Origin of the sequence: Streptomyces sp. NPDC005485, from assembly GCF_040606085.1 — a bacterium.
Classification (GTDB): Bacteria; Actinomycetota; Actinomycetes; order Streptomycetales; family Streptomycetaceae; genus Streptomyces.
Genome location: NZ_JBEXDZ010000270.1, coordinates 1 through 6,518, shown reverse-complemented (window position 1 = coordinate 6,518; position 6,518 = coordinate 1). Strand labels below are relative to the sequence as shown.

Annotated in this window: 5 protein-coding genes; 3 read left to right on the top strand and 2 right to left on the bottom strand. The window is 70.3% G+C overall.

Features of this window, described 5'->3' with window-relative positions:
* Positions 1–428: 428 nt before the first annotated feature.
* Positions 429–1,898, bottom strand: a complete 1,470-nt coding sequence (locus ABZS97_RS42935; protein ID WP_356149045.1) for a SulP family inorganic anion transporter — start codon at positions 1,896–1,898, stop codon at positions 429–431.
* A 288-nt stretch (positions 1,899–2,186) separates the two neighbouring features.
* On the opposite strand from ABZS97_RS42935, the gene ABZS97_RS42930 reads away from it, so the two are divergent.
* The 3 genes from ABZS97_RS42930 (at position 2,187) to proC (ending at position 4,879) form a co-directional block, all read left to right on the top strand.
* Complete coding sequence (locus ABZS97_RS42930) at positions 2,187–3,041, top strand: ABC transporter ATP-binding protein (protein WP_356149043.1); 855 nt, start codon at positions 2,187–2,189, stop codon at positions 3,039–3,041.
* On the top strand, positions 3,038–3,835 hold the full coding sequence (locus ABZS97_RS42925; protein ID WP_356149040.1) for an ABC transporter permease: 798 nt from the start codon (positions 3,038–3,040) through the stop codon (positions 3,833–3,835). The genes ABZS97_RS42930 and ABZS97_RS42925 overlap by 4 nt, the downstream gene beginning before the upstream one ends.
* Positions 3,836–4,066: 231 nt before the next feature.
* Positions 4,067–4,879, top strand: coding sequence for a pyrroline-5-carboxylate reductase (gene proC / locus ABZS97_RS42920; RefSeq protein WP_356149037.1), 813 nt, complete (start codon positions 4,067–4,069; stop codon positions 4,877–4,879).
* Between the two features lie 98 nt (positions 4,880–4,977).
* On the opposite strand, the gene trpS is transcribed toward proC, so the two are convergent.
* Complete coding sequence (gene trpS / locus ABZS97_RS42915; RefSeq protein WP_356149034.1) at positions 4,978–5,976, bottom strand: tryptophan--tRNA ligase; 999 nt, start codon at positions 5,974–5,976, stop codon at positions 4,978–4,980.
* Between the last annotated feature and the right edge of the window lie 542 nt (positions 5,977–6,518).

The following is a 6,518-nucleotide window of genomic DNA, read 5'->3' as shown; positions in this document are numbered from 1 at the left end:
GCCGGCTCCCAGCCGAGTTTCGCCATGCTCGACTCCCGGGCAGTACGCCCACGCGGCGACGGGCAGGACGTACCGGCACGGACCCGACCCGCCCACCGGCCCCACGCGAACGGCGCTCCCGCCAGCGGACATACCGGCACGGCCCCGACCCACAACGCACCCCCTGCGAGCGGCGCTCCCGCCAGCAGGCGTACCGGCACGGCCCCGACCCGCCCACCGGCCCCACGCGAACGGCGCTCCCGCCAGCGGACATACCGGCACGGACCCGACCCACAACGCACCCCCTGCGAGCGGCGCTCCCGCCAGCAGGCGTACCGGCACGGCCCCGACCCGCCCACAGGCCCCCACGCGAACGGCGCTCCCGCCAGCAGACGTACCGGCACGGACCCGACCCACAACGCACCCGCACCCCCCGACAGGCGCCCCCGTCAAGGCGTGACCGCAGGCGGCGCCCCCGTCAACGCATGCCCGCGCCCGGCGGCCCACCCCTCCGGACAGGCATGCCCGCGCGCAGCCGCCCACCCCTCCAACGCCGCCGCGCACGCATGGTCCACATGCCGCAGCCCGCCCAGCTCCAGCCGTACGTCGCGGTCGTGCGGCAGTGCCTCCAACGCGTCCAGCAGCTTCGGCAGCCGTAGAAACGTCGCATTGCCCATCACCCGCACCACCAACCCCACGTCCCCCAGGTCCTCCGTTTCCACATGCACATGGCTGATGTCCCACGCGGTCTTGGCGACGGCCAGCGCCAGCCCCACCAACACCCCCTCGAACAGGTTCCCGACCACAATGGCCACGGCCGTCACCACCAGCACCACGAACTCACCCCGGTGCTCCCGCCACAACACCCCCAACTCCCGTACGGGCACGAGCTTGCATCCCGCGTGCACGAGCAGCCCGGCGAGCGCCGCCACCGGAATCACCCCGAGCACCCCGGGCAGCAGCGCGGTGAAGACCAGCAGCCACACCCCGTGCAGCACCCGTGACGCCTTGGTCCGGGCCCCTGCCCGCACGTTCGCCGCGCTCCGCACGATCACCGCGGTCATCGGCAGCGCCCCGAGCACCCCGCACACCGCGTTCCCGGCGCCCTGCGCGATCAGTTCCCTGTCGTAGTCGGTCCTCGGCCCCCGGTGCAGCCGGTCCACCGCCGCCGCGCTGAACAGCGACTCGGCAGACGCGATCAGCGCGAACGCCAGCACCGTGCCGATCACGCCCACTTCCGTGAGCCGTCCCAGATCCGCCACCGCAGGCGGCCGTACGGCATCCAGCAGCCCGTGCACCCCGACCCGCCGCACGGACAGGTCGAGCAGCCCGGTGGCGGCGGACGCGAGCCCGACCGCCGGCAGCGGCGCGGGCACCACCCGGGCCCCGCGCCGCCAGCGCGGCCACAGCACGAGGACGAGTACGGTGCCGCCGCCGACGACCAGCGCCACCGGATCCGCGTCCCCGCCCAGGCTGAACAGCCCGGCGATCTTCCCGATGCCGCTCGCGGGCGCGGCCGCGTCACCCATGGCGTACAGCTGCCCCGCGATCAGCACGAGCCCGATCCCGGCCAGCATCCCCTGCACCACGGCCACGGACACAGCCCGGAACCACCGCCCGAGCCGCAGCGCCCCGAGCCCGACCTGCACGACCCCGGCGCCGAACACCAGCACACCCAGCGCCCGCAGACCGTACGTCTGCACCGCCTCGTACACGAGCACGGTCAGCCCCGCGGCCGGCCCGCTCACCTGCAGGCTGCTCCCGGGCAGCACCCCGGCGACCAGCCCGCCCACGATCCCGGTCACCAGCCCGAGTTCGGCCGGCACCCCCGAGGCCACGGCGACTCCCACGCACAGCGGCACCGCCACGAGAAACACGACGAGCGACGCGGACAAATCGACTTTGCGTACGACATGCATGACGACTGCACCTCCATGGCGAACGGAACGAACGGGAGATGCGCGGGCCGCCGAGCCGGGGGAGGGCTCGACGAACACGTCATACGAACGGCATATGACCGTGCACTGAAATCCATTGTCAGGAAAGGGAGTTGAACGCACACCCCTTGCGGACGGCCCATCGGGTGGCCCCAACGGCGCACGGACGCACTCGGATGTACGCCGACGCCGCCGAGGTGCGCCGGTACGCCCACCCTGCCGAGCGCCCCCTGCTTGACGGCCCTGTCGCGCAGGAGCATTATTCATCACATGATGAATAATGCTTCCCGTCCACCCGACCGAGCCCTCGACCACCTCGGCGCCCCCGCCGTCCGCGCCGAAGACCTCACCGTCGTACGCGGCACGCGCACCGTCCTGCGAGGCCTCGACTTCACCGTGCCGCGCGGGCAGATCACCGGGCTGCTCGGCCCCTCCGGATGCGGAAAATCGACCCTGATGCGAGCGACCGTCGGCACCCAGGCCAGGGTGACCGGCACCCTCGAAGTCCTCGGCCACCCCGCCGGCGACGCCTCACTGCGTTCCCGTATCGGCTATGTCACCCAAGCCCCGTCCGTCTACGACGACTTGACGGTGCATCAGAACCTGGACTACTTCGCCGCGATCCTCGACCCGGGCCGCGCCGCAGTCGACCGCCGCCACGACAACGTCACCCGGGCCATCACCGACGTCGACCTCACCAGCCACGCCGACTCCCTCGCGGGGAACCTCTCCGGCGGCCAGCGCAGCCGCGTCTCCCTTGCGGTCGCCCTCCTCGGCACCCCGGAACTCCTGGTCCTCGACGAACCGACGGTCGGCCTGGACCCGGTCCTGCGCCGCGACCTCTGGAACCTCTTCCACGCCATCGCCGCCGACCGAGGAGCGACCCTCCTCATCTCCTCCCACGTCATGGACGAGGCCGAGCGCTGCCACCGCCTCCTCCTGATGCGCGAGGGCGAGATCCTCGCCGACGACACCCCGGACGCCCTGCGCACCCGCACCGGCTCCGACACCGTCGGGGCCGCCTTCCTCCACCTGGTGGACGAGGCGATCGCAGCAGGCGACGAGGCGAGCGGGACCAGTACGAGCAACGAGTCCAGCGAGACAGGCAAGGAGTCCCTCCGATGAGCACCACCGCGACCCCGGTCACGACGACGACCCCCGCGCCCCCGCGCCCGAGCGCGATCAACCCCTCCCGCACGACCGCCACCGCGACCCGCGTCCTGCGTCAGCTGCGCCACGACCCGCGCACGATCGCGATGATGATCCTGATCCCCTGCCTGATGCTCTTCCTGCTGCGCTACGTCTTCGACGGCAGCCCGCGCACCTTCGACTCCATCGGGGCCTCGCTCCTCGGCATCTTCCCGCTGATCACGATGTTCCTGGTCACGTCCATCGCCACCCTCCGCGAACGCACCTCGGGCACCCTCGAACGCCTCCTCGCCATGCCGCTCGGCAAGGGCGACCTGATCGCCGGCTACGCCCTCGCCTTCGGCACCCTCGCGATCATCCAGTCGGCCCTGGCGACGGGCCTCGCCGTCTGGTTCCTGGGCCTGGACGTGACCGGCTCCCCCTGGCTGCTCCTCCTCGTCGCGCTGCTCGACGCCCTCCTCGGTACGGCCCTCGGCCTCTTCGTCTCGGCCTTCGCGTCCTCGGAGTTCCAGGCGGTCCAGTTCATGCCGGCGGTGATCTTCCCCCAACTCCTCCTCTGCGGCCTGTTCACCCCGCGCTCCAACATGCACCCGGTCCTCGAAGCCGTCTCCGACGTGCTGCCCATGTCGTACGCCGTCGACGGCATGAACGAGGTCCTCAAGCACACCGACATGACAGCGAACTTCGTCCGCGACGCCCTGATCGTCGCGGGCTGCGCATTCTTGGTCCTGATCCTGGGAGCAGCCACTTTGCGCCGTAGGACAGCGTGAGGCTTTGATCTTTCAGCCCGTCCGGCGTTTGAGGACGAGCGCGAAGCGCGATGGCAGCGGGAAAGGGGGCGCAGCCCCCAGAACAACGGGAAGGGAAGGGGCGGAGGGGGCGAAAAACCCTTGCGCACCCCACTTCACCACCGTCCGCCCACCGGACGCCAAAGCCCCCCGGTACCCCTGGGTGCGAGGATGGCCCAACGGACGACGCACCCCCGGAGGGCACCCGCAGCCATGACCCAGAAAGTCGCAGTCCTCGGCACCGGCAAGATCGGCGAAGCCCTGCTCAGCGGAATGATCCGAGCAGGCTGGGCCCCCGCCGACCTCCTGGTCACGGCCCGCCGCCCGGAACGGGCCGAAGAGCTCCGTACCCGCTACGGCGTCACCCCGGTCACCAACCCCGAGGCCGCCAAGTCCGCCGACACGCTGATCCTCACGGTCAAGCCGCAGGACATGGGCACCCTTCTCGACGAGCTGGCCCCGCACGTTCCCGCCGACCGCCTGGTCATCAGCGGAGCCGCCGGTGTGCCGACCTCGTTCTTCGAGGAGCGCCTCGCCACCGGCACCCCGGTCGTCCGCGTCATGACGAACACGCCCGCCCTCGTCGACGAGGCGATGTCCGTCATCTCCGCCGGCACCCACGCCACCGCCGCACACCTCTCCCACACGGAGGAGATCTTCGGCGCGGTCGGCAAGACGCTCCGCGTCCCCGAGTCCCAGCAGGACGCCTGCACGGCCCTCTCCGGCTCGGGCCCGGCGTACTTCTTCTACCTGGTCGAAGCCATGACGGACGCGGGCATCCTGCTCGGCCTGCCCCGCGACAAGGCCCACGACCTCATCGTCCAGTCCGCGATCGGCGCCGCGACGATGCTCCGCGACAGCGGCGAACACCCGGTCAAGCTCCGCGAGAACGTGACCTCCCCCGCGGGTACGACCATCAGCGCCATCCGCGAACTCGAAAACCACGGTGTACGCGCCGCCCTCATCGCCGCCCTGGAAGCAGCCCGCGACCGCAGCCGCGAACTGGCCTCCGGCAACAACACCTGACCAAGAAGCCGCGACGGGAACACCCGCGAAACCGGGTCCGGGGCCGGCGTCAGCCACCCCCAACAGCCTTGGGGCGTTCCCGTCCAACGCCTCCTCCTTCACCTGGGCGCCAACAACCCCACCGCCCGATACGCCTCGTCCACCCGAGGCCGAGCCATCTCCCGCGCCTTCTCCGCACCGCCCCGCAGCACCCCTTCCACATAGGCGGGATCGGCGCACAACTCCTTGTGCCGCTCCTGCAAGGGCCGCAGCAGTTCCACGACGGCGTCGGCGGCGTCCTTCTTCAACGCCCCGTACGACTCGTATCCCGCACTCAGCTCCTGCGGGTCCCCGCCCTCACAGGCGGCCAGGATCTCCAGCAGATTCGAGACCCCGGGCCGGGCCTCCGGGTCGTACACGACGTCCTGCCCACTGTCGGTCACCGCCCGCATGACCTTCTTGCGTACGGCATCGGGCTCGTCGAGCAGATAGACGATCCCCGGCCCCGCGTCCTCGCTCTTCCCCATCTTCGACGCGGGCTCCTGCAGGTTCATGACCCGCGCCGCGACCTCCGGACGCGTGGCCCGGGGAACCACGAACGTGTGCCCGTACCGCTGGTTGAACCGCACCGCCAGATCCCGGGTCAGCTCGACATGCTGCGTCTGGTCGTCCCCGACGGGCACCTCATCGGTTCCGTACGCCAGGATGTCCGCCGCCATCAGTACGGGATACGTCAGCAGCGACAACCGCACACTCCCGCCCCGCGCCCTCTCCCTCGCGGCCTTCTCCTTGTACTGGATCATCCGCCGCATCTCCCCGTCGGTGGCGACGCACTCCAGCAGATACGACAACCGCGCGTGCTCGTCCACATGACTCTGCACGAAGACGGTGCACACCCCCGGATCGAGGCCCGCCGCGAGCAACAGCGTCGCCGCCTGCCGACTGAGCCTGCGCACCCGCCCCGGATCGTGTTCCACGGTCAGCGCATGCAGATCCACGACGCAGAACAGCGCGTCGGCCCGATGCTGGTCGACCTCGGCCCACCGCCGTACGGCCCCCAGATAGTTCCCCAGCGTCAGATGCCCGGTCGGCTTGACCCCACTGAAGATCCTCGTCATCTCTCCACCTCCTGGTCGAGGCCGCCGCGCCCGCCGGCCGGCTCTCCTGGAGGGAGATACAAGAACGGCCGCCGAGGCGGCGGCCGTTGAGTACATACGTGAGTACGGCCGCCGTCAGGCGGCCCACCACTGCTGGGTGCACGTATGCGTAGTCATGCGTCAGAGAGTACGCCTCCGGGGTGCGGTCCGGAGGCAAGTTGACACGCCTACGCCCGGTACGTAGTGTTCTCCGAGTTGTCCGACGTGAGCGCCGACTCCGGTCGGTCCCCGGACAGCCATTCCGCACCAAGCAGACAACGAACGACGACTCGTCGTCGGATCGTTTTCCTGCGTGTTTGCGAAATGAGGAATCCGTGTTCGAAAGGACGCAAGCCCCGATTAGCTCGGGGCTAAGGAATCCGCTAAAGTCTCACTCGTCGGAACGGCCCAACAGCCGCAGAAGACGATCCCGCTGACTGGGAATCAGGCCCGAAAGGATCTGATAGAGTCGGAAACGCAAGACCGAAGGGAAGCGCCCGGAGGAAAGCCCCAGAAAATGTTCT

Coding starts and splice junctions, on each gene's coding strand:
- ABZS97_RS42935 (WP_356149045.1), bottom strand. CDS start 1,898: ATGCATGTCGTACGCAAAGTCGATTTGTCCGCGTCGCTCGTCGTGTTT.
- ABZS97_RS42930 (WP_356149043.1), top strand. CDS start 2,187: ATGATGAATAATGCTTCCCGTCCACCCGACCGAGCCCTCGACCACCTC.
- ABZS97_RS42925 (WP_356149040.1), top strand. CDS start 3,038: ATGAGCACCACCGCGACCCCGGTCACGACGACGACCCCCGCGCCCCCG.
- proC (WP_356149037.1), top strand. CDS start 4,067: ATGACCCAGAAAGTCGCAGTCCTCGGCACCGGCAAGATCGGCGAAGCC.
- trpS (WP_356149034.1), bottom strand. CDS start 5,976: ATGACGAGGATCTTCAGTGGGGTCAAGCCGACCGGGCATCTGACGCTG.